We start from the raw sequence: 25,572 nt of genomic DNA on the forward strand, positions 1-25,572 counted from the left end.
GACAGTGATCACAGTCTCTTTCGGGTTATTTAGTTAAGAAATGCTAATCTATTGTTTTCTATTACGATTATTCTTCATCAAACCCCGATTCAAATAATGCGATAATAGCATTAATAGCTTCATTTTCATCACTACCAGTTACTTCTATATCAATTTGACTGCCTTGCTCTGAATCTAACATCAGCATAGCAATCACACTATCCGCTTGTGCTTCAACCCCTTCGTTGTTGCGTAAAATGACGGTTGATTGAAATGTTTTTACTAAATCAAACAACTTCATCGCAGGCCTTGCATGCATACCAAGTCGATTTTTAATCGCAACTTGTCGATATTGGGTCATTTGCGTTTTTCTAGTGTTCTGTGGCGTGATTGTACGTTTTTCCCTCTAGAACGGAAATAATCTGCGAGTTGCTCTGCAACATAAACAGAACGGTGTTTACCACCCGTACAACCAATCGCAACCGTCAAATAACTACGGTTATTGGTTTCTAACATCGGCAACCAAAGTTCAAGGTAGCTTCTAGTTTGATAAATAAAGTTATGAACTTCGGTGTGTCTATCTAAAAATGCCGCGACAGGGCGATCAAGACCTGTCATTGGACGCAGTTTAGGATCCCAATGTGGATTTGGTAAGAAACGCACATCAAAAACATAGTCTGCATCAATAGGAATACCATGCTTAAAGCCAAATGATTCAAAGACCATTGTCAGCTCACGTTCACGCTTACCTAATAAGCGAGTACGTAGCATTTCTGCGAGCTCATGAACTGACATCTCAGAAGTATCAATGATGAGATCAGCGCGTGATCGCAATGGCTCAAGTAGATCACTTTCGGTATCAATTGCCACTTCTAATGAAAGGTTCTTGGTCGAAAGAGGGTGAAGACGTCGAGTATCACTATAACGACGAATTAAGGTATTTCTATCTGCATCTAAAAATAAGAGTTGTGGAGAATATTCAGCGGGTAAACTTTCCAGCGCTTTTTCGAAGATCTCCGGCGATTCTGGCATATTTCGGACATCAATACTGACTGCGGCAGCAGAAGCATCACGTTCAGCCAGTGTTTTTGCGAGCTCAGGTAAAAGATCAACAGGTAAGTTATCAACACAATAAAATCCCATGTCTTCAAGCGCACGCAAAGCGACTGACTTACCTGAACCAGAGCGTCCGCTGACTATCATCAGCACCATGAGGTAGCTCCCCTATAATTTCCCAGTGATGAATATCATTCCACTGTATGCTATTCGCGTCCTACTAAACCCGTAGGGGTTATTCTGTGATAATCTGATAAAGCTCTTCATCACTTTGTGCGGAGCGTAGTCGGCGACATAAGTTTTTGTCTGCCAACTGTTTTGCAATCAAAGACAGTGTGTGTAAATGTTCCTTACATTGTGTCGCAGGAACGAGTAATGCGAACAACAAGTCGACAGGTTGATTATCAATAGCGTCGAAGGCAATAGGTTCGCTTAGGTGAAGAAACACACCAACTACTTTTTCTGTTTCATCACTTTCAATACGTCCATGAGGGATAGCTAACCCCCCCCCAATCCCTGTTGTACCGACTTTTTCACGCGTCAATAAAGCTTCAAATATCAGTGTTTCGGGTAAATTAAGTGCTTTTGCTGCATTTTCACTGATAATTTCTAACGCGCGCTTTTTACTCGTGCAATGTACATCATTATGCGTACATGCCAGAGAAAGTACGTCGCTAATATTCATCTTTGTATCGTTGTTCATTGTCTTATTCACTTAGACCAGCAAACCAGATGCCACAAAGTGACATCTGGTTTTTTGTTACTGATATTGATTAGGCGTTGGATTAAACCGAGTCATAAACAACGCAGTAACTTCGCCGATTGTATCCCCATTTTACAATGGGAAATGAATTAATGTTGTCTCAGTTTATCTTTGTGTTTGGTTAATTGACGAGCCAGCTTATCCATTAATCCATCAATTGCTGCGTACATATCTTCTGCTTCTGCAGAGGCATGCAACTCACCGCCATTAACTTGAATGGTCGCTTCCGCGATTTTATTAACTTTCTCGACTTTCAGGATCACCTGAACGTTATTAATTTTGTCAAAGAACTGAGGTAATTTCGCGCTTTTTGCTTTGACTGTATCACGCAGAGCATCGGTTAATTCAATATTATGACCAGTGATTTGAAGTTCCATAGTGTCTTCCTTCTCAATTATGCTCAAACCAACTCTTTGCGTTGATTTGAAGGCGGGATGGATAATGACTCTCTATACTTCGCAACAGTGCGTCGAGCAACTTGTATTCCAAGCTCTCCGAGCATATCAGCCAGTTTACTATCACTAAGTGGTTTCGCTGGGTTTTCTGCTGCGATTAGTTTCTTCACTAAAGCCCTGATTGCTGTTGAAGAGGCTTCGCCTCCGCTATCAGTATTCACATGGCTAGAGAAAAAATACTTCAATTCGAAAATTCCTTTTGGACAATGCAAAAATTTTTGCGTTGTCACTCGAGAAATGGTGGATTCGTGCATTTCAACCTGCTCAGCAATATCTGCTAACACAAGGGGTTTCATATGCTCTTCACCTAATTCGAAAAATGCTTGCTGTGTGTCAACAATGCAATGAGCGACTTTTAATAATGTCTCATTACGGCTTTCTAGACTTTTTATCAGCCATTTGGCTTCTTGTAAATTGTCACGAATAAATTTTCCATCGCTCTCATTTTGAGTCGATTGACCCAATGCCGCATAGGTCTCATTTATTCGTAGGCGAGGAATGCTATCTGTATTTAACTCAACTTGCCAGCGTTCACCTGATTTTTTTACCAGTATATCTGGAATAACATACTCTGACTCGCCTGTATCAATACTTAATCCGGGCTTAGGATCAAGAGACTGGATCATCTCAATAACAGATTTAAGTGTCTCTTCTCGTAACTTCGTTTGACGCATCAATTGGCGAAAATCACGGTTACCTAGCAACTCTAAATATTGGCTAATCACTAACTGCGTTTCTTTAAGATAAGGTGTTTCTGTTGAAAAAGCGGATAGCTGAATCAAAAGACACTCTTTTAAATCACGCGCAGCAACACCAATAGGATCAAAGCGTTGGATACGTTTTAATACAGCTTCGACTTCATCAAGCTCTAGCTCATCATCGCCCATTCCAGCAAGGATGTCATCTGTTGTGACAGTTAAATATCCTGTTTCATCAATAGCATCAATAATACTTATCGCAATTGCTCTGTCTGTTTCTGAAAATGGAGTGAGATCAGCCTGCCAGGTTAGATAATCTTGCAATGAAGCGGTTGTTTCGCCTTGATACAGTGGAAGTTCATCATCAGTATAGTCATTACTGGTGCCAGAAGGTGTGCCTGCGGTGTAGATCTCTTCCCATTGAGTATCTAAAGGGAGATCATCAGGCATCTCTTTTTGCTCTAAAGCATCCAGTGTATCGAACTCTTCAACTTCGTTTTCAGTTGTTGTTTCTGTTGTGGAGTCTGACTGACTTTCTGTATGAGAGGTATCATCTGAAACGGGATCTTGTTGATCATCGTCTTGTTCTAGAAGTGGATTAGACTCAAGTGCTTGCTGAATTTCTTGTTGTAATTCAAGCGTCGAAAGTTGCAACAAACGAATAGCCTGTTGTAGCTGTGGCGTCATTGCCAGTTGCTGACTAAGACGAAGTTGCAGACTTTGTTTCATAATAATGCGATGAATCCTTTGCTGTAGTCATCCATGACAGAGTAAAAGTGAATCAAAGATTACAGGCGGAAGCCTTCACCTAAGTAAACACGTTTAACTTGCTCATTTTCAAGAATTTCTTCTGGTGAACCATGAGCAATAAGGTGACCTTGGCTGACGATATAAGCACGTTCACACACATCTAATGTTTCACGAACGTTATGGTCAGTAATCAGTACACCTAGTCCATAATCACGTAGATGCTGGATAATTTTTTTAATATCTAATACGGAAATAGGGTCAACACCTGCAAAAGGTTCATCTAATAAAATGAATTTAGGGTTTGCGGCCAATGCCCGTGCGATTTCAACACGACGGCGTTCACCCCCTGATAATGATTGCCCTAAGCTGTTACGTAAGTGGCTGACATTAAACTCTTCGAGCAGCTCTTCTGCACGGTCTTTTCGTTCTTCAGGCGTTAGATCATGGCGGATTTCTAAGATCCCCATAATGTTGTCATAAACGCTTAAGCGTCTAAAAATAGACGCTTCTTGAGGAAGATAGCCAATGCCTTTACGTGCTCGTTCATGTAACGGTAACAGCGTAATGTCTTCATCATCAATTGTAATACTACCTGCATCACGAGCTACAATGCCAACAACCATATAAAATGTGGTTGTTTTACCTGCACCATTGGGTCCAAGTAAGCCGACAATCTCACCTGAATTAACGTTTAGGCTCACATCACCGACAACGGTGCGCCCTTTGTATGCTTTTGCTAAATTTTCAGCTTTTAACAGCGCCATAAAGTGTTACTTACCTTTGTTGTTAACACCAGGGCCTTTCTCTTGCAACTGGGAAGGCAGTAAAACAGTAGTCACTTGTTTACCTTTACCGCTAAAAGCTTCCATTTGCTGAGTTGGGACGAGATAAGTGATCTTATCACCGGTGATATTACTGTCTAATTGTTCAAGATAGGCTTTACCCGTTAAGGTCATTAACTCTTTATCCATTTCATAGGTCATTTTCTCGCCACGACCTTTGATAGGTTTACCATCATCTTGTAACTGATAAAAAGTCACAGGGTTACCAAACGCTTCTATTACGATCCTTTTGGAGTCACCGCCTGGGCGTGTGACAACAACTTTATCAGCACGAATATCGATAGAACCTTGTTTGATCACAACATTTTGCGTAAAGGTTGTGACGTTTTTTTCTAGATCAAGCGACTGTTTCTCTGAGTTCACAACAATAGGTTGTTGTGTGTCATCTTTAAGCGCCATCGCAGGTACACTTATCGCTAAAAGTGTACCGATAATCAGTGTATTACGGATTTTTTGATTCATTAGGGATCTCATAATAGGTGTTTACCTTTTCAATCAGCTCTGCACGTTTCTCGCGCAGATTGCCTCGCATTTTTAAGCCGACTGATTTCAGTCCGACGCCGATAATAGTCACTTCATCATCAGAGGAAACATCCTGTGTATCCAAATTTGCAATAGCATTGTCTGTGCTTATTCTCTGTAGCTGAGAATCATCCGTTAAGCTATCAATTTGAACATCGCCATAAAGATAGAGCATTTTACTGTTTGTTAGCTTGGCTTTATTTGCGCGTACTGTCCATGTTGCATCCCCTGTCGGTGAATAGGTAGTTAAGACAGGGTTAGTAAACCATGTAAACTTTTGCTGAGCATAGTTTTTGACATCATCAGCAACAAGTTTATATCCGAGTATACCTGTTGGCTCGTAAACAAAAGATATCGATGATTTGGATTGATAGGTTGGCTGACCATCATCAACAATCTCACCATCACCGAATTCAGTGTTATTAGTATAGTTCCAGCCAATCAGCCCGAGGGCGATAATGGCAAGAATTAAGGTAAACCAGGATTTTAATTTATTCATTCTGTATCGTTATACGTTAAATCGAAAGACCTTTAGCTTCTTCAAGCCGACCTTGCGCTAAAAGGATTAAATCACACAATTCTCGTACTGCACCACGACCACCCGCAATGCGTGTCACGTAATTTGCACGAGGTGTAAGTAATGGATGTGCATCAGCCACGGCGACAGAAAGTCCCACTTTTTCCATTACAGGTAAATCAATCAGGTCGTCACCAATATAGGCTGTTTGTTCAGATTTAAGGTTTAGTGTATCTAACAGTTGTTGATACGCCAAAAGCTTATTATGCTGACCTTGGTAAAGATATGTAATGCCAAGGGTTTTAGCACGATCTTCTAACAGTTTAGACTGACGACCTGTAATGATAGCAACCTCAATGCCAGATGTGAGCAAACAACGGATGCCATACCCATCACGGACATTAAAGGCTTTTAATTCTTCGCCATTATTGCCCATGTAAATGAGTCCGTCCGACATCACACCATCAACATCACAAATCAGCAATTGGATTTTTTCTGCTTTTTTGATGATTTGCTCACTTACTGCACCATAACAAGTTTCTATCATTGTATTCATTTTTATCCTTCGAACGTTATGAATAGCTTATACAACACCAGCCTGTAATAAATCATGCATATGTAAAACACCTAACAGGATATCACTATCTTGTTCTGTTACTAATAGGGAGGTGATATGTTTTGCTTGCATTAAATTCAGTGCTTCAACCGCCAAACAATCGGGGCGAATACGAATACCGCCTCTTGTCATAACATCTGATATTTTGGCATTGTTAAGATCTATCCCTAAATCAAATATTCTTCGTAAATCACCGTCAGTAAAGATGCCGTTGATCAGCATACTATCATCACAAATAACGGTCATACCTAATTTTTTACGGGTTATCTCGACAAGAGCTTCACGTAAAGTGGCGTCTTTAGTGACGCGTGGAATATCCGCTTCTTTATTCATTAAATCACTGACATGAAGGAGTAATTTACGACCTAATGCCCCACCTGGATGAGAAAGCGCAAAATCTTCAGCAGTAAAACCACGGGCACGTAACAGTGCGATCGCGAGTGCATCACCCATTACCAAGGTTGCGGTTGTACTGGTTGTTGGTGCAAGTCCTAAAGGACAGGCTTCTTTAGGTACTTTGATACAAAGATGAATATCAGACGCTTTCCCCATTGTACTTTGAGGAGTGCGTGTCATACAAATCAGTGTTATCTGTTTACGTTTAAGTACTGGGATCAGCGCGAGGATCTCGCTGGCTTCACCTGAGTTTGAAATTGCCAGAACGATATCTTTTTCTGTCACCATGCCTAAGTCACCATGGCTTGCTTCGCCGGGATGAACAAAGAAAGAAGGTGTTCCTGTGCTGGCGAATGTAGCCGCAATTTTATGTCCAATATGGCCAGATTTACCCATACCCATAACAATGACTCTACCTTGGCAGTGGAAAATTTTTTCACAGGCAAGAGTGAAGTCATCATTGATGTATTGTTCTAGTTCAGCTAACCCATCACGCTCAATATGAAGGACTTTTTTACCTGCTTGCTGAAAATCAAACTCGGTCATTTTTTTGTACCATTTATTTTAGGTTAAGAGAGAATGTGCGACGCACAACACCGTAATATAAACAATAAAGCAAACTAACAAGAATATCCCTTTTCCTCGATTAAGACGTCGTTTACGTCCTAATGAAAAGAGAGAAAACAGTAAACTGGCGACAACAAGCACAGCAAAGCTAAAATAAAATGTGTTGATATTAAATGTGCTTGGTGAGAGTAATGCTGGCATTCCTAACACAAAAGTTAGATTGAAAATATTAGCGCCTATAATATTCCCTAATGCTAATTCATTCTCGCGTCTTAGTGCTGCCACAATAGTTGTGGCTAATTCAGGTAGGCTTGTTCCTATAGATAGCAAGGTTAAACCAACAAAAAAGCCACTAAGATGATACTGTTGCATTAAAATAAAGACATTATCCAATATCATTTGAGTAGCAACTGGAATAATAAGTAAAGCAATAACAACCCAAAAAAGTGCAACAGAATTGCGGGGATTTGTTTGTAATTCGAAACGCGTTAAGGTTTCTAAAGGTAATACGTGACGCTCTTGCGTGAGTGTTTTATGCATCGTTTTTATCATTAGAAAGATGGATGCAAAACCAATAAAAAAGAGTAGCGTGCCTTCTCTAAGCCCTAAGTTTCCGCTAGAAACGATAATGCCAACGAGCATGATGACTATAATCATCAAGGGAAGCTCTTTTTTGAGCACTGCGGATTGAATGTTCATGGGATAAATCATCGCGCCAATACCTGCGATGAGAAGAAGGTTGGTGAGTGTAGAGCCAATGGCTGTCCCGATAGCAATATCAGGCAAATTATGCACAGCTGCATCGGTTGAAACAAAAAGCTCAGGCAGTGAAGTACCTGTGCCTACAATTAAGATACCGATAACGGCGGGTGGGATTTTTAACGATTGCGCAAAAACGCTCGCACCATAAACTAATCGGTCTGATGCATAAACGAGTAACATCAACCCAAAAATTAAAAGAGACAAAGTAATCAACATGCCATCAGTTTTCCAACAATGAGCGAATAAAGAAAAAACCAATAAGACAGGGCTGATAAAAAAAACATATTGTCAAAAGGTTTTGCTAATTAACCGTATTTTGACTAGCCAAGCACGAAAAGTAAAATTAACCGTGCAATAAATTGCTAAATAGTGGTGATTTCTTTGTAACATAGCGAATGACCTGCCAAAATAGCGTAAAAATTCGTTTATGCAGACAGGCTTGAGGATGTTTTATTCATGAACGCACAATCTAACAATCTAATTGAAGTGCGCAATATGAACTTCACTCGCGGTAGCAGAAAGATCTTCTCAGAGATTAATCTTGTTGTACCAAGAGGAAAAGTGACTGCGATTATGGGCCCTTCAGGGATTGGTAAAACAACCTTGTTACGCCTAATGGGAGGACAAATCCTTCCAGATAGTGGTGAAATTTGGTTTGATGGCGACAATATTCCTGCGCTATCACGCTCTGCGTTGTATCAGGCAAGAAAGAAAATGAGTATGCTTTTTCAATCAGGTGCACTGTTTACAGACATGAATGTGTTTGAAAATGTGGCATTTCCACTAAGAGAGCATACAAATTTACCTGAAGCATTGATCCGTACAACGGTGATGATGAAACTTGAAGCTGTAGGTTTACGTGGTGCGGCAAGTTTAATGCCTTCTGAATTATCAGGAGGAATGGCGAGAAGGGCTGCATTAGCAAGGGCTATTGCGCTTGATCCTGAACTGATTATGTTTGATGAGCCATTTGTTGGGCAAGATCCTATCACTATGGGTGTACTTGTTAAGTTAATTGATGAGTTAAATCATGCGCTTGGTGTGACCTGTGTTGTAGTTTCCCATGATGTGCCTGAAGTGTTAAGTATTGCAGATTACGCCTATATTGTTGCAGAGCAAAAAGTCATTGCTCAAGGTAGCGCACAAGAATTACAGGATAATCCAAATAGGCAAGTAAGACAGTTTTTAGATGGTATTGCTGATGGCCCTGTACCTTTCCGTTTTCCTGCGGGAGATTATCAGGACGACCTATTAGGACGAGGAAATTAGTACGTGGTAAATTTATTATCTCGCATTGGTGTTAGAGCGTTAGCGATTTTTGCAACCTTCGGTAGAGCAGGCATCATGCTCTTTCGAGCATTAGTCGGTAAGCCTGAATTTCGTAAACAGTGGCCTCTGTTACTGAAGCAACTGTATAACGTCGGCGTTCAATCCTTATTAATTATCATGGTGTCTGGCCTATTTATTGGCATGGTGTTGGGATTACAAGGCTATCTTGTTTTAACAACCTTTAGTGCTGAAGCTAGTCTTGGCATGATGGTCGCACTTTCATTGTTAAGAGAATTAGGCCCAGTCGTTACAGCATTATTATTTGCGGGGCGTGCGGGCTCGGCTTTAACAGCTGAAATCGGCTTAATGAAAGCCACAGAACAAATTTCTAGTTTAGAAATGATGGCCGTCGATCCTTTAAGACGTGTCGTTGCGCCCCGTTTTTGGGCGGGTCTTATTAGTATGCCATTGCTTTCACTTATTTTTGTTGCCATCGGTATTTGGGGGGGAGCAATTGTAGGTGTGGATTGGAAAGGGATCGATGAAGGCTTTTTCTGGGCATCTATGCAAGGTGCCGTTGAATGGCGACTCGATTTAGTAAATTGCTTTATTAAAAGTGTCGTTTTTGCTATTACCGTCACTTGGATAGCACTCTTTAACGGGTATGACGCAATCCCAACATCAGAAGGGATTAGCAGAGCAACAACACGTACCGTTGTTCATTCATCGTTAGCCGTATTGGGTTTAGATTTTGTGCTAACAGCACTGATGTTTGGGAACTAAGTCATGCAAAGTAAAAAAATTGAAGTTTGGGTTGGTCTATTTGTTCTGATTGCGTTAGCTGCCGTGATTTTCTTATGCCTTAAAGTGGCTGATATTAAAGAAATGGGTAATCAACCGACTTATCGCGTTTATGCCAGCTTCGGTAATATTGGTGGGTTAAAAGAACGCTCCCCAGTTAAGATTGGTGGTGTGGTGATTGGCCGTGTTTCTTCTATCACTTTAAAAGAAGAAGATGAAGGGAATTATCGCCCTGAAGTCGCGCTCGATATTCTGAGCATTTATGACCACATTCCAGAAAGTAGTTCACTGTCTATTCGCACATCGGGTTTATTAGGTGAACAATTCCTTGCATTGAATTTAGGTTTTTATGATGAAGCATTAGATTCTACTCTGCTCGAAGACGGAGGACGGATCACAAACACCAATTCAGCAATGGTATTAGAAGATCTTATTGGTCAATTCCTTTATAAAACGGGTGATGGTGATGGTTCAGCAAAATCTGAATCTGAACATCCAGCATTACCTTAATCATTAATTCCTATACGATGCACTTATACATTTAGCGTCATAAATGCATCGTATTATCGAAACCCTATTTGAGGAGAAGCGAACGTATGTTTAAACGCTTATTGATGGTCGCACTATTAGTGATAACACCTTTTGCAATGGCAGTCGATAAAACCAATCCTTACGCATTGATGGAAGATGCGGCGCAAAAGACTTTTAGTAAATTAAAAAATGAACAGCCTGAAATTCGTAAAAACCCTGAAGTTTTACGTCAAATTGTTCAGCAAGAATTATTACCTTATGTACATATTAAATATGCGGGCGCATTAGTGTTAGGACCGCATTATCGTAATGCAACACCTGCACAACGTGATGCTTATTTCACGGCATTTGAAGCGTATCTTGCTCAAGTATATGGTCAAGCATTAGCGATGTATGAAGGCCAAGAGTACCGTATTGAGCCTGCAAAACCTTTCGCAGATAAATCAACTCTAACTATTCGTGTCACTATCATTGATACAAATGGTCGCCCACCTGTTCGTCTTGATTTTCAATGGCGTAAAAACAGCAAAACAGGCGAATGGCAGGCGTATGATATGATTGCTGAAGGTGTCAGCATGATCACAACAAAACAGAATGAGTGGTCAGATATTTTAAATTCTAAAGGTGTTGATGGTTTAACAAAACAGTTAGAAATCAGTGCTAAAACACCAATTACACTGGATGAGAAAAAATAACATGTCAGCTTCGTTAAATTGGGAAAAAAAGGAGGGGGTCCTCTATTTCCAAGGAACGCTAGATCGTGAAACGTTATTGCCTGCTTGGCAGCAACGTAAAGCATTATTAGCTGATATTAATATCATCGATATTTCTGCCTTAGGACATATTGATTCAACAGGGTTGGCGCTTTTTGTTCACTTAAAAGCTGAAATGGAAGAGCAAAATCGTCAATTTATTATTCAAGGCGTAAGTGAGCGTTTTCAGACTTTAATTACACTCTATGATCTTGATGAAATTATGAATATTACCTAATACAGATTTTGAGTAAAGGTATTAAAAAGCCCCCTTCGTGATACTTTTATCATTAAGGGGGTTTTTGATGGTTTAAGAGTAGAGCGGATTCCATTAGGATAGACGACTGATTATTATTTTAACGTTGAGATTGAGCAATTATGGATACAAATGAAATCAAACAAGTATTAATGGACAGCCTGTCTTTAGATGAAGTCATCGTCAATGGTGATGGTAGTCACTTTCAAGTTGTCGTTGTTGGCGCAATGTTTGAGGGAATGAGCAGAGTAAAACAACAACAAACCATTTATGCCCCTTTGATGGAATATATTGCAGATAACCGTATTCACGCTTTGTCTATTAAAGCCTACACACCTGAAGAGTGGAAGAGAGATCGTAAACTTAACGGGCTTTGATTCAGTAGGTATACAGCGTACAGCAAAATAAAAAAGAGAGTTCTACAGATGGATAAATTTAGAGTACAAGGGCCAACCTGTTTATCAGGTGAGGTCACTATTTCAGGCGCAAAAAATGCCGCACTACCAATCCTGTTCGCTGCGATCCTTGCCGAAGAGCCAGTAGAATTAACGAATGTTCCTAAATTAAAAGATATCGATACCACGATTAAGTTACTTAATCGCTTAGGAACTAATGTTGAACGCAATGGCTCTGTTTTTGTTGATGCTCGTAACATTAATGAATTTTGCGCTCCTTACGAATTAGTAAAAACCATGCGTGCTTCTATCTGGGCTTTAGGCCCGCTGGTGGCGCGTTTTGGCCAAGGTCAGGTTTCTTTACCGGGTGGTTGTGCCATTGGCGCTCGTCCTGTTGATCTTCATATTACAGGTTTAGAGCAATTAGGTGCTGAGATCACACTGGATGAAGGTTATGTGAAAGCACGCGCTGATGGGCGTTTAAAAGGCGCGCATATCGTCATGGATAAAGTGAGCGTGGGTGCCACTATCACTATTATGACTGCTGCGGTATTAGCTGAAGGCAAAACCATCATTGAGAATGCGGCAAGAGAGCCTGAAATTGAAGATACTGCAAACTTCCTCAATACATTAGGCGCCAAAATCAGCGGTGCGGGCACAGATAGCATTACTATTGAAGGCGTAGAGCGTCTTGGAGGTGGTACTTATCAAATCCTACCTGATCGTATTGAAACTGGTACTTTCTTAGTTGCTGCTGCTGTTTCTCGTGGTCGCGTTGTTTGTCGTAATGCTAAACCTGACACATTAGATGCTGTGTTGGCAAAATTACGTGAAGCAGGCGCTGATATTGAAGTTGGTGAAGATTGGATAAGCCTGGATATGCATGGTAAACGTCCTAAAGCGGTAACCTTGCGTACTGCACCACATCCGGGTTTCCCAACCGATATGCAAGCACAATTTAGCCTCTTAAACTTAGTGGCTGAAGGCGCAGGAATGATCACTGAAACTATTTTTGAAAATCGTTTTATGCACATTCCTGAGTTAATCCGTATGGGCGCTCACGCTGAAATCGAAAGTAATACTGTGTTATGCCACGGTGTTGAAAAACTTTCAGGCGCACAAGTAATGGCAACGGATTTACGCGCTTCTGCAAGTTTAGTACTTGCAGGTTGTATTGCTCAAGGCACAACCATTGTTGATCGTATTTATCATATTGATCGTGGGTATGAAAATATTGAAGCTAAATTACAAGGATTAGGGGCAAAAATAGAACGTTTGCATTCTAATGACTAATTTATTTTAGTTATCCTTTTTTAGTTATTTAAAACCATAGTGCATTGTTGTGCTATGGTTTTTTTTGCGCATTATTTTAATAAGACTCTCAACAGAATAGGATAATTCATAAGGCATTTCTTTCGTCGCAAGATACAGTAAGAAAAACAGACCTGTGTTATAAAAATCACTATGAGCTAAAAGGAAGGAACATGTATGCAGGTAACAAGGAAACAAGAGCGCCTAGTTCGTCAAGCTCTGGATGAATGGCAACAATCTGGTGAGATTTCAGAACAAGAATATCAGCAATTAGGAAGTACATTGCATCGAATTCCCTTTGATTGGAAACGGTTGAGTCGCTATGCATTTTGGATAGCAATGGTGTGCTTGATTATTGCTGCTGGCAGTATCTTTAGTGATAGCGCATTAGTTTATTATCTAATTGAAATTTTTAGCGTTTCTGAAATTATGCGTGTGATATCTCCGGCACTTATTGCCTGCATACTTTATTTTTGGGGATTTAAACGTCAGCGAAAAGAAACACAATGGCATTACAGTACTGAATTTATTCTCTTTTTAGGTGTGATGTTTACGGCTATTTTTCTTTGGCAACTGGGAGAATTGCTGGATACAGGAAGTGGCCATATTGCGCCTCTCTTTTTAATTGGCTGTGTCATTTATGGTGCAATTGGATTTATTAGTCGCTCCTCATTGGTGTGGTTATTCTTCTTATTGATGTTAGGAAATTGGTTTGGTGCTGAAACGGGCTATGTCTCTGGTTGGGGAGCGTATTGGCTAGGGATGAACTATCCTATCCGTTTTGTCTTTTTTGGAGCGATATTATTAGCAAGCTGTTATTTCCTACAAAATATGTTGGTACATCGTCGTTTATTTTCCATGACAAAAATAATGGGGCTAACCTATTTGTTTATTGCGTTATGGATAATGTCTATTTTCGGTAATTACGATCCTGATACTTGGTATCGTACTTCAAGTGTGAATTTGTTACCTTGGGCACTGTTATTTGCTGTCGTTTCAGTTATCTGTATCTATATTAGTCTTAAAACAGATGACGGTATGTTAAGAGGTTTTGGCCTAACATTCCTTGGTATCAACCTTTATACCCGATTCTTTGAATATTTCTGGGATAGTTTACACAGTGCGATTTTCTTCTTTATTTTGGCAGTATCATTGATTTTAATTGGACGAAAAGCGGAAAAAATTTGGCATGCTGTTGAAAATAACTCAATTGCTAATAAAGAGAGTAAGAGCGAATAGTATAATTAATAATGTGATAGGAGAACCCATCCTATGGAAAAGCGAAGTTGTCATCTTCCTTTAGAAGTGAGTTGTGTTGCGTGCCATTATTTTGTTTTCAAAGATAAAGATGAGGCATTTTTTGAGATCTGCCCCGTATGTGGTTGGCAAAATGATGGTACTAAAGAAGGGCAATATAGCGGTTGTAATCACAGCACATTAGAGGATTATCGCAATACTGAAAGCTTTAAAGAAAATTGCTTACACAGTGCGACGTTTTATATGAAATCTCCCTACTAGCCAAGCATAGGGAGATTTTTTGTTAGCTATGATTCTGGCTGGTATTCAGAAATAGTGACATCAACATTAATCTCATTACCTTCCCGTAATAACGTGACAGGTAATGCCGTACCAGGGCGTGTTTCTGCAATGTAATCCATCATTTCCATCGCGGAAGTCGCTGGCGCATGATTAATACTAAGGATGATATCACCTGTTTTTATTCCGGCTTTATCTGCTGGGCCATTTGGGGTGATCCTAAAAATGCGCAACCCTTGAATTTGCTTAATATCGGTATTTGATGAGCGAATTCTTGGTAATTCTTTTGCTGTAATACCAATAAAACCACGGATAACACGACCATCACGAATTAGCTTATTCATAATTTTAACTGCAAGTTCGGTCGGAATAGCGAAACCTAACCCTTCGGCAGTAGGGCGGTATCCGTTATAGGTTCCTGAATCAAACGTCATAGTATTAATACCTACAAGTTCACCTTCAGTATTAATTAGCGCGCCACCAGAGTTACCTTCATTAATTGAGGCATCTGTTTGTAGGAAATTTTGGTAACGGGTTGGACTTAATCCAACGCGCCCCGTAGCACTGATGATCCCTTGCGTAATAGTTTGCCCAATATTAAATGGGTTACCAATAGCCAGCACAACATCACCTACATGAGAAACCCGTTTAGTATTAATGGGAATTGTAGGGAGTTTATCGGCATCTATTTTTAATACTGCAAGATCAGTTAAAGGATCGGAACCAATAAGTAAGCCTTCATAAAGATCACCATTTTGGAGTGCGATAAGGATCTGATCAGCATTATTGATAACATGTTGATTTGTCAGAATATAACCACGACTATCCATAATAACGCCAGCGCCTAGAGATGTTAGTTCACGACCTTCTTGAGAAAAACTTCCCATCGTACTGCTATAAACATTAACAACCGCAGGAGCTGCTCGTCGTACCGCGGTGTTATAGCTAAAAGGTGCATTGAGAAAATCACCATTAAGTAGGCGTTCAATAAAAATAGGGCGAATTGAAGGGACTGCAATCAAAAGAATTGCTGCTGTGAGAAGACCAATTAGTGTTGATCGCAGTAACTTAGTTAACATAAAAATCCTGTATTTATGTCTGACTGTGAAATTATTCGCGTAGGAGCGGTGAGAATAGCATAGTTTAACTTATGAAAGCATCGCTCAGCGCATAAAATCCCCTTTTAAGCCAATGACTCTTATCAAAAAGAGGTATAAAAAAAGCCCTATAATGGAAATTATAGGGCTAAAGAAATCAATAAATTAGATAGGTGAAAAGCTTACTTCTTAGCGCGGTGTATTACGTAACAGCAGGTAAATTTCTTCATTACCACGCTGAATATTCAATGCAAGAACGGGCGGTTTAGCATCAATTGTTTTACGCAAATCGCCTAGTGAGGTAATTGGCGTATTATTTATACCTATAATAAGGTCGCCCTTCTGTAAACCAGATGCCGCCGCTGCGGAATCTTTCTCAACAGAATCAACAGCAACTGCTTTAATTTGTTTGTTTAAGTAGTTACTTAATGTGGCACCTTGTAATGCAGGAGAGAAGTTATCTGCGCGAGTTGCATCTGCCGATTGTTTCTCTAATGTCACTTTAACATCCATTGGTTTACCTTGACGGATCAAGCCAATTAGGATCTCTTTACCCGGAGGTGTAGTACCCACTTTAGCTCTTAATTCAGCAAAGCTATTGATACGTTTACCATCAACTGAAATTAAGACGTCACCTGGTTTAATGCCTGCTTTTGAAGCGGATGAATCGGGCATGACTTCGCTAACAAAAGCACCGCGTTGTGCATCAATATTAAAGGATTTCGCCAGATCAGAATTCATTTCTGTACCACGAATACCTAAGATGCCACGTTTAACTTCACCATGAGAAATCAGTTGTTGGCTAAGATCACGCGCCATATTACTTGGGATGGCGAAGCCGATACCGATGTTGCCACCACCCGGTGCTAAAATAGCAGTGTTAATTCCGATTAACTCACCATTTAAGTTAACGAGTGCACCACCAGAGTTACCACGGTTGATTGAAGCATCAGTCTGGATAAAGTTCTCTAAACCTTCAAGATTTAAACCGCTACGACCTAATGCGGAAATAATACCGGATGTTGCTGTTTGGCCTAAACCAAATGGGTTACCTACTGCAACAGCAAAGTCACCAACACGTAATTGGTCAGAGTCCGCCATTTTAATTGCGGTTAAGTTAGTTGGTTTTTCAATTTGCAGTAATGCGATATCTGTTTGTGGATCGCTACCAATTAATTTCGCACTAAATTCACGACCATCATTAATTTGCAGTTGAATTTTATCTGCACCATCAACAACGTGGTTGTTTGTTAATACATAGCCTTTTTTTGCGTCAATAATGACACCTGAGCCTAAACCTTCAAAAGGGCGAATACTTTGTTGTTGTGATGGGAAGTTTGGACCAAAGAAGAATTTGAATTCTTCAGGCACTTGCTGGCTTTGTACTCGCGTTCCTGAAACGTGCACACTGACAACAGCTGGTAACACTTTTTCTAACATCGGTGCAAGGCTTGGCAGTTGTTCGCCTGATGGCATAACTGCAGGCAGTGCCGCCATACTGGTTGCTGGAATAGTAGAGAGTGAAAGTCCGACACTCATTGCTAACGCACTAAGTAATAATTTTCTTTTTTTAGTCAACATGAATTAGAGTCTCTTGATACAGTTATCAAAATAAAAGTTATTGCTCAAAATGAGCTCGATGTCACTAAGACCTGTACTGACAAAGGAAAGTTCATTAAGACATGATGTGCTTTGCTTCCTTTTACATGGATTTACAAGACAAAAGCTATCTTTAAAACCATAGCAAATAATTGTCATTTTATGATATTTAGTAGAAAGAAAAACGCCACAAAAATGTGGCGTTTTAATATTAACTGTCTTTTTTCTCTGTGGGTCTGAACAATCCAGATGCCCCTTCGGAGTAATCACGAGGAGGCATTTTTATTGGAGATTGATCATTAGCTGCTTCTGACTCACTTAATCGGTAATTAAATGGATTTTCTTGAGCAGGCATATCAGGCATGAGCTCATTAGAGCTTTTTGCCATATGTTGATAAAGCTGACGGTAATCTCTCGCCATGTTATCTAATAGTTCAGCACTTCTAGCAAAGTGGCTGACAAGTTCATTGCGATAAGTATCAAGTTCTTCTTTTTTCGTGTCTAACTCTGCTTTGATAGCATCTTGTTGGCGAAGGGTGCTGTTACCGTAACGCATTGCAAGTGCGCCTATAATAAGACCGACAACTAATCCAATCAGTGCATAAACCCAAACCATGGCAACTCCTTTTCATCTAATAGTGAGGACGATGGATTCTTATAACATCATAACCGCTAAAAGGCATGGGTGGAATAATATCCTTAAGCTTAATATAAAATTCGTGTGTTACGCTGATGTTAAAACAATTCTTAATGCTTATAATAGAGGCATTCGACAGACACAAATCAGTATGTCAGAAAATTAAGGATAAGAGGGCATTCATGACTGTTAGTACGCCGTTATCACTTTATGAAGCCGCATTGAAGCAAGGTGATTATCAACCTGATGATGTTCAGAGAAAAACTGTTCTCCACCTTCAACAGATATACCATGCATTATTAAAAGAGACTCCACCAGAAAAAAATTCGCTAACACAGCGATTATTCGGGCGAATTCGCACAAAAAAACAGATTGTTGCACCAGAACGTGGTTTATACATGTGGGGCGGTGTTGGACGAGGTAAAACATGGTTGATGGATATGTTTTATCAAAGTTTGCCGACAGAACGAAAACTTCGCTTACACTTCCATCGCTTTATGTTACGTGTTCAAGAAGAGTTGAGAAACTTACAAGGGCATGAAAATCCGTTAGAAATTATTGCTGATGGGTTTAAAGCACAAACCGATGTGCTCTGTTTTGATGAGTTTTTTGTTTCCGATATTACTGATGCAATGATTTTAGGTACCTTGCTTGAAGCGTTATTTGCCAGAGGTATCACGCTGGTAGCAACCTCAAATATTCCACCTGATGAGCTTTATCGTAATGGATTACAACGTTCTCGTTTTTTACCTGCAATAGAACAAATCAAACATCATTGTGACATTTTAAATGTTGACGCAGGTATTGATTATCGTCTTAGAACATTAACGCAAGCACATCTTTTTTTATCTCCACTTAACGATGAAAATCGCCAAGAGATGGATAGAATTTTCATGCATTTGGCAACCAGTGAACCACAAGTTGATTGTACCTTAACCATTAATCATCGCCCTATGAAAGTAAGAAAAGCGTCTAATGGTGTACTCGCTGTTAATTTTTCAACCTTGTGTATGGAACCACGTAGCCAGCTTGATTACATTGAACTTTCTAAGCATTACCACTCTGTTTTGTTATATGACATGAAACAAATGGGAACATTAAATGAAGACGCTGCGCGTCGGTTTCTAGCGCTTGTTGATGAATTTTATGAGCGTAAGGTGAAACTTATTATTAATGCAAATGTTGAAATGAATGAGATTTACCAAGGTGATTTTTTACGCTTTGAATATCAACGTTGCTTATCTCGTTTACAAGAGATGCAAAGTGAAGAATATTTAGTTCAACCACATCTCGCTTAATTTTTAATTCTTGAAGAAAGTCATCTTTCATTATGGTAGGATGACGCAGGTTAAGTTGCTTGATGTTTTTTTCTATGAAAATAGAAAGTATTAGGCAGCTTACAAGCGCTCTGGAAAGGAACAATTCTTCTCTTCAGGTAGCAAGAATTTATCAGTCAAATCAGAAAAAAGTGCCAGATTCGTTTTTTTCGCTGAAATATTGAAAAAGAATTCAATTGTTTTTCAATTATGACTCGATTTTTTTTTCTGACTTCTCTATAATCTTGCGACCCCACGTTGCAGCAAGTTTTTTATTTCCCAAAAAACTCGCATTTTAGAGTCAGCAGTGCTACTCGAAGGGGTAGGTTTGCTGGACACAAGAGTCGTGTGAACCTCAATAGTATTTGAACCGAGCGTTCACCAACGTGTAACTAAACATTGGGTAATTTTCAATAATGAAAACTTTTACAGCTAAACCAGAAACCGTAAAACGCGACTGGTACGTTGTTGATGCAGACGGCAAAACTTTAGGCCGTTTAGCAACTGAAATTGCTAGCCGTTTACGCGGTAAGCACAAAGCGGAATATACTCCGCACGTTGATACTGGTGATTACATCATCGTTTTAAACGCTGAGAAAGTAGCGGTAACTGGTCATAAACGTACTGACAAAGTTTACTACCGTCATACTGGTCACGTAGGTGGTATCAAACAAGCGACTTTCGAAGAGATGATCGCCCGTAGTCCTGAGCGTGTAATCGAAATCGCGGTAAAAGGCATGCTGCCAAAAGGGCCTCTGGGTCGTGCGATGTACCGTAAACTGAAAGTTTACGCAGGATCTGAGCACAACCACGCGGCACAACAACCGCAAGTTCTGGACATTTAATCGGGATAATAGGCAATGGCTGATAATCAATACTACGGCACAGGTCGCCGCAAAAGTTCTTCCGCACGTGTCTTCATTAAGCCAGGTAGCGGTAATATCGTAATCAACAAACGTAGCCTAGAAGTTTACTTCGGCCGCGAAACAGCACGTATGGTTGTTCGTCAACCGCTGGAATTAGTTGATATGCTGGGTAAATTAGATTTATACATCACTGTTAAAGGTGGTGGTATTTCTGGTCAAGCTGGCGCGATCCGTCACGGTATCACTCGTGCACTGATGGAATATGATGAGACTCTACGTTCTGATCTGCGTAAAGCTGGTTTCGTAACCCGTGATGCGCGTTCTGTTGAACGTAAGAAAGTGGGTCTGCGTAAAGCACGTCGTCGTCCACAGTTCTCTAAACGTTAATTTGTTATCTTTTAGATATCAATTTGATGTTGAAAACCCGTCTTCACAGACGGGTTTTTTATTTTTGACTTATTTGTGTTTATTAATAATAAAAACATAATGTTGCTAAAGCATGATGCTATCACTCATAAAACAGGCTTTATGTAAGATAGCAGTAGTATTAAAAAACGTATTTTTTAGATGTTATCTCTAAATAATTTTATTTTTTGATATTATAATCTTAGTTTTAAGGTAATGTGGCATATTGTGTTGAATTATTTGCATTAGCCCCCCTAAGTAACATGAATTCTGGTAGAATAGCAGGCTTTGGTGTCTTTCTTTCTATGACTTCACAATGTTGCCAACGGGTATATCGATAGTAATACCTGTAATGAGTTTGAAAGTCATACCAAAATTATTATGACAATAATGATTGTTGAATGATTATTTTGGTATTACTTGATAATGATATGTGCCGCAAAGACAGGTGAGTTTTTAACCCTGTAAAATATGATTATCCCACGATAACACTGTTATACAGGTAGTTACCCAACGCAGTTAATAACTTAAATATTTATTTAGGTCTACTGCGTTTGTGTGCTTGTCTTTTAGGAATGGGGAAATGGAAGGGGCATTGTGCTAATTCATTTCTTTAATTGATTAACTTGGAGGTTTTCATGGCTGTCGCTGCCAACAAACGTTCGGTAATGACTTTGTTTTCCGGTCCGACTGATATTTTCAGCCATCAGGTCAGAATTGTCCTAGCGGAGAAAGGTGTCAGTGTTGAAATTGAACAGGTTGAAGCTGGTAATCTTCCACAGGATCTTATCGATCTAAACCCTTACCAAAGTGTACCGACTTTGGTTGATCGTGAGCTGACCCTGTATGATTCACGCATCATCATGGAATATCTTGATGAACGCTTCCCTCATCCTCCTTTAATGCCAGTTTATCCTGTTGCTCGTGGTAGCAGCCGTTTAATGATGCATCGCATCGAGCATGATTGGTATTCTTTAATGAACACCATCGAGAAAGGAACAGAACAGCAAGCAAATGCTGCTCGTAAACAGTTAGCAGAAGAGCTACTGGCTATATCTCCTGTGTTTAAAGAATATCCTTACTTTATGAGCGAAGAGTTCAGCTTAGTAGATTGCTACCTAGCTCCTCTATTATGGCGTTTACCAGTACTCGGTGTAGATTTAAGTGGTGCTGGCGCTAAAGATGTACAAATTTATATGCAGCGTGTTTTTGAGCGTGATTCTTTCCTCGCATCATTAACCGAAGCAGAGCGTGAGATGCGCTTACCTTCAAGAGGGTAATAAAGTATGGAGATTATGGATATGTCTCCGCGTCGTCCGCATTTATTACGTGCGCATTATGATTGGATCATCGAAAACGATTTAACACCGCATTTAGTTGTTGATGTGAATATCGTTGGTGTTCAAGTCCCAATGGAATATGCGCACGATGGTCAGATTGTACTAAATATTTCATCTCGTGCAGTTGATGACTTAGAGTTAACGCCGTATCAGGTTTTATTTAGTGCAAGCTTTGGTGGCATACCTCGTAAAGTACGAGTGCCTATGGCTGCTGTTATGGCTATTTATGCGAGAGAAAACGGTGCGGGAATGATGTTTGAACCAGAGCCTGCTTATGAATCTGGTGCATCATTACAGTTTGCTGAAGATGATAGTGAAGAGAACGATATAGCTCCGGCTAGCGAAGGTTTATCTCTCGTTACTGACAAAGCTGTTGAAGCTGATATCTCTTCACCAGATGATGATCCAGAACCACCTCGCCCAACAGGTCGTCCAGCACTGCGCGTTGTGAAATAAGAGATTATCTTATTAGTATGAATAAAAAGCCCAGTTTATGAACTGGGTTTTTTTATGTACAAAAAAAGCGCTCTATATTGCTATAGAACGCTTTATTGGATTGTATTACTGAAAAATTATTTCAGCAGTTCTTCTAAACAACCAGTGTAAAGATTAACCGCAGTCATTAATTGTTTTTCATCGAAATCAAAGCCTGCTTGATGGTGACCTGCGGTTCTATCAGCACCAACAACGAAGTACAGAGATTTACCACCGCAACGTTGTACACGTTTTGCTAATACTGTCGCATCTTCACTACCACCGAATGGGCGTGTAGCAACCGCTGTTAGCTCAGAATGTTTACCAACAACTTTGGTCATAACATCAATCAGTTCTTGGTCATTTGTCAGGTCAACGGCTTCACCCATGATCTCGCTTTCCATTTCTAACTGGAAGCTATGTGCTGCGCCTTCAGCCATACGTACTGCATTTGCAGCCATAAAGCTGTTGATCTCTTCATTTTCACCACGAACTTCAATTTGCATCTCAGCATTAGCTGGGGTGACGTTACGGCCTTCACCGGCTTTTAATACACCGATGTTGATACGTGACATTCCTTTACCATGACGAGAAATACCTAGCATTTGTGTTGCTGCGTGGCAAGCACCTGCTAATGCATTACGACCTAATTCAGGCTCTGCGCCTGCGTGAGATGGTGCACCTTTAAAACGGAAGTCATATTTAGTGGTACATAAGAAATGTGTTGGGTTGATAACAATCTCACCACTGTTAGCGATAAAGCCTAAGTGTGCACCTAAGAAATAATCTGCATCATCGGCAATACCACTTTCAGCCATCGCACGAGCACCACGAACACCTTCTTCTGCTGGTTGGAATAAGATTTTAACTTTACCAACGACTTTATCTTTATTCTCAACTAACCAGTGAGCAACACCTAAACCGATAGAAATGTGTCCATCATGACCACAAGCGTGCATTTCGCCAGCGTGACAAGAAGCAAAGTTCTCAGCATGAGGACGGTGTTGAGTTTCGGTTGCTTCGTTAACACCCACACAGTCGATATCAAAGCGCAGTGCTACAGTTGGGCCAGCTTTACCACTGTCGAAGATAGCCACACAGCCCGTTAGTTCTTTCATTTCATCAAGCAGAGCTTCATCAACTTTATGCTCTCTTGCAACGGCTAGACCTTTTTCAACGACTTGACGGCGACGGCCAAAAGCGAACTCTTGATTAATAACTTCTGGGCCAACTTTAACTTCTAAACCTAATCCACGTAATTCTTTGACGATTTTTGCTGTGGTTAAAAACTCTGACCAGCCAATTTCAGGATATTGGTGAAATTCACGACGCCATTTAATTAATTTTTCTAGTGTAATTGCTGACATATTCATTTCTCCACTTATAGCATGAATAACGCAACCGCGATGACGCCGATAATCATACCTGGTGCAGTACGTTTTGCGATTTCCATAGGGTTAATATTTGCAAGGCCAGCACAAACAATCGCTGCACCTGCCAGTGGTGACATAGTACGACCTAATGCGCCAGATAATGCCGCTGCCATACCCATATCAGGAATTTCATAACCGAATTGTGCAGCATGTGGTGTGACTGTTTCGTTGAATGCGAATGCTGCTGCGTCACCAGAACCTGTGATAATACCCATTAAGAATGGCCCTAAAGTACCACCCCAGCGAGCAAATTCAGGAGAATGAGTTAAGAAGTTGATGAACGCGTCGATTAAACCAGATGCTTTCAGACCTGCTGCGAATACAGCTGCTGCAATGATGATACCTAATACATCACCATAAGCATTACCCATACCTTTAAAGAACTCTTTTGTGATTTGAGCTGGGTTAGTTAATGTGATGAGCAGGGCATAGATTGCACCAATTAACATTGCTGCAGGTACTGACAATTTGAAAGTGCTAAATGTTTCAAAGAATGGCAGAACTAACAGAATTAAAGGAATAAAAGGTGCTGTTGCATATAAGTAGTTAGGACGAACAGCTTCTGGCGTTGCTTGTGCTGATGAAGAAGATGCATCACCAGTAACAGAAGCCATTTTGAACTCTTTTTTCACTAAAGCGACAACAGCAAGTGAAACTGCAGCAATACCACCAGCCATTAAGCTGTATGGGCTATGGCGAGCGATTAAATCCACCACTTCCATATTTGCCATGTTAGCAACGAAGGCATTATGTGACATACCTGGGCTTAACATTGAACCGATAGTACCACATAATACTGCACCACCTGCGATAGCTGGGTGAATACGTGCTGCGATTAATAATGGAATGAGTGTTGCACCTACCGCAGCTGCACAACCTGCCGCTGATGGGATTGCGATATTAATAAAGTATGTTACGACAACAGTGGCTGGAATAAGGAAGAAGCCCAGACGAGTCATTACTTTTGATAAAACATGGACCAGATGCATATCGCATTTGGTATATTTCATAACATAAGCAAAACCCATACTCGAACAGATTGCTTGAATTAATGATGAAGACACCATGCGCTCGCTAAATGCGGTAAGCGCATCTAATGGGCTCAGACTTAAAATACAGAGTAATAAGCCGGCACCAATTAGCACCATTCGGGTTTCATATTTTTTTATTAGCAAATAGACAGTTACGATAATAACTGCTACTGCGATAAGTTGCATCACCATAGTGATCCCCTAGTTAATTATGACAATTTTATGAAAACGAACCTAACATCAATAAATTATATTTTTCTGTAAAGTTATTAGGTGACTCCATTATGAAGTTGGTAGATTGACAATATTTGATTGTTATCAAATTTAATAGCCGAAATAAAATCTATTTTTTTAGACTGTGATGTTATTAACAAATGCCGTAAAACAATTATCATTAAAAGATGACGGAAAGGTTAAATAAAAAGAGATAAAGTAAAAAATACGAAAATAAATTATATTTACTATAGATCAAGAGTGTTATTTTGATACAAAAAAGAATATCGCTTTTTATCAGGCTATTATTCTAGAAATTACATTAAATGGTAATGAGAATGATTAATTGGTCAGATATCTTGATAATCCTTAAATACTATTTATTAA

The 25,572-nt window shown here is 40.0% G+C and carries 30 protein-coding genes; 14 read left to right on the plus strand and 16 right to left on the minus strand.

Annotated features, from left to right (window positions below; genetic code table 11):
* Positions 1–67: 67 nt before the first annotated feature.
* From npr to NBG71_RS10855, 11 genes are all read right to left on the minus strand, one after another.
* Positions 68–340: a PTS phosphocarrier protein NPr gene (npr, locus tag NBG71_RS10805; RefSeq protein WP_075671463.1), complete on the minus strand. Its 273-nt coding sequence runs from the start codon at positions 338–340 to the stop codon at positions 68–70.
* The gene (gene rapZ, locus NBG71_RS10810) at positions 337–1,191 is read right to left on the minus strand and encodes an RNase adapter RapZ (RefSeq protein WP_064718868.1); all 855 of its coding nucleotides are present in this window, start codon (positions 1,189–1,191) and stop codon (positions 337–339) included. Before rapZ ends, npr begins: the two co-directional genes overlap by 4 nt.
* A gap of 79 nt (positions 1,192–1,270) precedes the next feature.
* Positions 1,271–1,738 carry a PTS IIA-like nitrogen regulatory protein PtsN gene (gene ptsN, locus NBG71_RS10815; RefSeq protein WP_023582879.1) on the minus strand — a complete coding sequence of 156 codons (468 nt, stop codon included), beginning with the start codon at positions 1,736–1,738 and terminating at the stop codon, positions 1,271–1,273.
* Between the two features lie 149 nt (positions 1,739–1,887).
* Positions 1,888–2,175 carry a ribosome hibernation promoting factor gene (gene hpf / locus NBG71_RS10820; RefSeq protein WP_036913954.1) on the minus strand — a complete coding sequence of 96 codons (288 nt, stop codon included), beginning with the start codon at positions 2,173–2,175 and terminating at the stop codon, positions 1,888–1,890.
* A gap of 23 nt (positions 2,176–2,198) precedes the next feature.
* Positions 2,199–3,680 (minus strand): RNA polymerase factor sigma-54, encoded by a 1,482-nt coding sequence (gene rpoN / locus NBG71_RS10825; protein ID WP_171455255.1) that lies wholly within the window; start codon positions 3,678–3,680, stop codon positions 2,199–2,201.
* Between the two features lie 59 nt (positions 3,681–3,739).
* Positions 3,740–4,465 (minus strand): LPS export ABC transporter ATP-binding protein, encoded by a 726-nt coding sequence (lptB, locus tag NBG71_RS10830; RefSeq protein ID WP_006535352.1) that lies wholly within the window; start codon positions 4,463–4,465, stop codon positions 3,740–3,742.
* Positions 4,466–4,471: 6 nt separating this feature from the next.
* Entirely contained in the window at positions 4,472–5,005 is a 534-nt protein-coding gene (gene lptA, locus NBG71_RS10835) for a lipopolysaccharide ABC transporter substrate-binding protein LptA (RefSeq protein WP_075671459.1), read from the minus strand.
* Positions 4,986–5,564, minus strand: a complete 579-nt coding sequence (gene lptC, locus NBG71_RS10840) for an LPS export ABC transporter periplasmic protein LptC (protein ID WP_075671457.1) — start codon at positions 5,562–5,564, stop codon at positions 4,986–4,988. The genes lptA and lptC overlap by 20 nt, the downstream gene beginning before the upstream one ends.
* Positions 5,565–5,580: 16 nt before the next feature.
* A complete protein-coding gene (gene kdsC, locus NBG71_RS10845) occupies positions 5,581–6,138 on the minus strand; it encodes a 3-deoxy-manno-octulosonate-8-phosphatase KdsC (protein ID WP_075671455.1) in 558 nt (185 codons plus the stop codon).
* A 27-nt stretch (positions 6,139–6,165) separates the two neighbouring features.
* Positions 6,166–7,140: an arabinose-5-phosphate isomerase KdsD gene (gene kdsD, locus NBG71_RS10850; protein WP_075671453.1), complete on the minus strand. Its 975-nt coding sequence runs from the start codon at positions 7,138–7,140 to the stop codon at positions 6,166–6,168.
* Positions 7,141–7,158: 18 nt separating this feature from the next.
* On the minus strand, positions 7,159–8,139 hold the full coding sequence (locus tag NBG71_RS10855) for a calcium/sodium antiporter (RefSeq protein ID WP_075671451.1): 981 nt from the start codon (positions 8,137–8,139) through the stop codon (positions 7,159–7,161).
* Between the two features lie 240 nt (positions 8,140–8,379).
* Here NBG71_RS10855 and mlaF point away from each other — a divergent pair, with 240 nt between their 5' ends.
* The 9 genes from mlaF to NBG71_RS10900 all read left to right on the plus strand — a co-directional run bounded on the left by mlaF (position 8,380) and on the right by NBG71_RS10900 (position 14,756).
* Positions 8,380–9,192: a phospholipid ABC transporter ATP-binding protein MlaF gene (gene mlaF, locus NBG71_RS10860; protein ID WP_075671449.1), complete on the plus strand. Its 813-nt coding sequence runs from the start codon at positions 8,380–8,382 to the stop codon at positions 9,190–9,192.
* 3 nt (positions 9,193–9,195) lie between these two features.
* Positions 9,196–9,975: a lipid asymmetry maintenance ABC transporter permease subunit MlaE gene (gene mlaE, locus NBG71_RS10865; protein ID WP_075671447.1), complete on the plus strand. Its 780-nt coding sequence runs from the start codon at positions 9,196–9,198 to the stop codon at positions 9,973–9,975.
* 3 nt (positions 9,976–9,978) lie between these two features.
* Complete coding sequence (mlaD, locus tag NBG71_RS10870; protein ID WP_250916852.1) at positions 9,979–10,503, plus strand: outer membrane lipid asymmetry maintenance protein MlaD; 525 nt, start codon at positions 9,979–9,981, stop codon at positions 10,501–10,503.
* An 86-nt stretch (positions 10,504–10,589) separates the two neighbouring features.
* Positions 10,590–11,219: a phospholipid-binding protein MlaC gene (gene mlaC / locus NBG71_RS10875; RefSeq protein WP_075671443.1), complete on the plus strand. Its 630-nt coding sequence runs from the start codon at positions 10,590–10,592 to the stop codon at positions 11,217–11,219.
* Between the two features lies 1 nt (position 11,220).
* A complete protein-coding gene (gene mlaB / locus NBG71_RS10880) occupies positions 11,221–11,514 on the plus strand; it encodes a lipid asymmetry maintenance protein MlaB (protein WP_075671441.1) in 294 nt (97 codons plus the stop codon).
* A 140-nt stretch (positions 11,515–11,654) separates the two neighbouring features.
* Entirely contained in the window at positions 11,655–11,909 is a 255-nt protein-coding gene (gene ibaG, locus NBG71_RS10885) for a BolA family iron metabolism protein IbaG (protein ID WP_006535338.1), read from the plus strand.
* 48 nt (positions 11,910–11,957) lie between these two features.
* The gene (gene murA, locus NBG71_RS10890) at positions 11,958–13,220 is read left to right on the plus strand and encodes a UDP-N-acetylglucosamine 1-carboxyvinyltransferase (protein ID WP_099660011.1); all 1,263 of its coding nucleotides are present in this window, start codon (positions 11,958–11,960) and stop codon (positions 13,218–13,220) included.
* Positions 13,221–13,415: 195 nt separating this feature from the next.
* The gene (locus NBG71_RS10895) at positions 13,416–14,477 is read left to right on the plus strand and encodes a DUF2157 domain-containing protein (protein ID WP_075671437.1); all 1,062 of its coding nucleotides are present in this window, start codon (positions 13,416–13,418) and stop codon (positions 14,475–14,477) included.
* Between the two features lie 33 nt (positions 14,478–14,510).
* On the plus strand, positions 14,511–14,756 hold the full coding sequence (locus tag NBG71_RS10900) for a CPCC family cysteine-rich protein (RefSeq protein WP_075671435.1): 246 nt from the start codon (positions 14,511–14,513) through the stop codon (positions 14,754–14,756).
* A gap of 26 nt (positions 14,757–14,782) precedes the next feature.
* Here the strand turns inward: NBG71_RS10900 and degS are convergent, their stop codons facing one another.
* From degS to zapG, 3 genes are all read right to left on the minus strand, one after another.
* On the minus strand, positions 14,783–15,853 hold the full coding sequence (gene degS / locus NBG71_RS10905; RefSeq protein WP_250916853.1) for an outer membrane-stress sensor serine endopeptidase DegS: 1,071 nt from the start codon (positions 15,851–15,853) through the stop codon (positions 14,783–14,785).
* Between the two features lie 207 nt (positions 15,854–16,060).
* On the minus strand, positions 16,061–17,452 hold the full coding sequence (gene degQ, locus NBG71_RS10910) for a serine endoprotease DegQ (RefSeq protein ID WP_250916854.1): 1,392 nt from the start codon (positions 17,450–17,452) through the stop codon (positions 16,061–16,063).
* Between the two features lie 229 nt (positions 17,453–17,681).
* On the minus strand, positions 17,682–18,086 hold the full coding sequence (zapG, locus tag NBG71_RS10915; RefSeq protein ID WP_075671429.1) for a Z-ring associated protein ZapG: 405 nt from the start codon (positions 18,084–18,086) through the stop codon (positions 17,682–17,684).
* 203 nt (positions 18,087–18,289) lie between these two features.
* Here zapG and zapE point away from each other — a divergent pair, with 203 nt between their 5' ends.
* The 5 genes from zapE (at position 18,290) to sspB (ending at position 22,490) form a co-directional block, all read left to right on the plus strand.
* Entirely contained in the window at positions 18,290–19,405 is a 1,116-nt protein-coding gene (gene zapE / locus NBG71_RS10920) for a cell division protein ZapE (RefSeq protein ID WP_075671427.1), read from the plus strand.
* A 434-nt stretch (positions 19,406–19,839) separates the two neighbouring features.
* Positions 19,840–20,268 carry a 50S ribosomal protein L13 gene (rplM, locus tag NBG71_RS10925; protein ID WP_006535327.1) on the plus strand — a complete coding sequence of 143 codons (429 nt, stop codon included), beginning with the start codon at positions 19,840–19,842 and terminating at the stop codon, positions 20,266–20,268.
* Between the two features lie 15 nt (positions 20,269–20,283).
* The gene (gene rpsI / locus NBG71_RS10930; RefSeq protein ID WP_004245284.1) at positions 20,284–20,676 is read left to right on the plus strand and encodes a 30S ribosomal protein S9; all 393 of its coding nucleotides are present in this window, start codon (positions 20,284–20,286) and stop codon (positions 20,674–20,676) included.
* Between the two features lie 656 nt (positions 20,677–21,332).
* Entirely contained in the window at positions 21,333–21,974 is a 642-nt protein-coding gene (gene sspA / locus NBG71_RS10935; protein WP_075671425.1) for a stringent starvation protein SspA, read from the plus strand.
* A 6-nt stretch (positions 21,975–21,980) separates the two neighbouring features.
* Positions 21,981–22,490 (plus strand): ClpXP protease specificity-enhancing factor, encoded by a 510-nt coding sequence (gene sspB, locus NBG71_RS10940; protein ID WP_099660009.1) that lies wholly within the window; start codon positions 21,981–21,983, stop codon positions 22,488–22,490.
* A gap of 116 nt (positions 22,491–22,606) precedes the next feature.
* Here the strand turns inward: sspB and NBG71_RS10945 are convergent, their stop codons facing one another.
* Both NBG71_RS10945 and dcuC read right to left on the minus strand, forming a co-directional pair.
* On the minus strand, positions 22,607–23,875 hold the full coding sequence (locus tag NBG71_RS10945) for an amidohydrolase (protein ID WP_075671421.1): 1,269 nt from the start codon (positions 23,873–23,875) through the stop codon (positions 22,607–22,609).
* A 14-nt stretch (positions 23,876–23,889) separates the two neighbouring features.
* The gene (gene dcuC, locus NBG71_RS10950) at positions 23,890–25,164 is read right to left on the minus strand and encodes a C4-dicarboxylate transporter DcuC (protein ID WP_075671419.1); all 1,275 of its coding nucleotides are present in this window, start codon (positions 25,162–25,164) and stop codon (positions 23,890–23,892) included.
* Between the last annotated feature and the right edge of the window lie 408 nt (positions 25,165–25,572).

The organism is Proteus sp. FZP2095 (assembly GCF_023701425.1).
Lineage (GTDB): Bacteria > Pseudomonadota > Gammaproteobacteria > Enterobacterales > Enterobacteriaceae > Proteus > Proteus cibarius.